We start from the raw sequence: 232 nt of genomic DNA, 5'->3' as shown, positions 1-232 counted from the left end.
CCTGGCCGAGTTGCAGACCCTGGTGGAACGCCTGGAAAGTGGCGAGCTGTCCCTGGAGGACTCCCTCGGCGCCTTCGAACAGGGCATCCGCCTGACCCGCGAATGCCAGGGCGCCCTGGCCCAGGCCGAGCAGAAGGTGCAGATCCTGCTGGAAAAGGACGGCGAACTCAGCGCCGCGCCCTTCGCCCCGGTTGGGGACGACGCATGATCGAGGCCTACCAGCAACGCTGCC

The 232-nt window shown here is 68.1% G+C and carries 1 protein-coding gene; it reads left to right on the top strand.

Annotation, left to right across the window (positions count from 1 at the left end):
• The first annotated feature begins 1 nt into the window (after window position 1).
• A complete protein-coding gene (locus FS767_RS22670) occupies window positions 2–208 on the top strand; it encodes an exodeoxyribonuclease VII small subunit (protein WP_144968312.1) in 207 nt (68 codons plus the stop codon).
• Window positions 209–232 lie beyond the last annotated feature (24 nt).

It is taken from the genome of Pseudomonas sp. DE0010, assembly GCF_007680745.1.
Lineage (GTDB): Bacteria > Pseudomonadota > Gammaproteobacteria > Pseudomonadales > Pseudomonadaceae > Aquipseudomonas > Aquipseudomonas parafulva_B.
The sequence above is the reverse complement of the archived record's forward strand: the minus strand, read 5'-3'. Positions and strand labels throughout refer to the sequence as shown.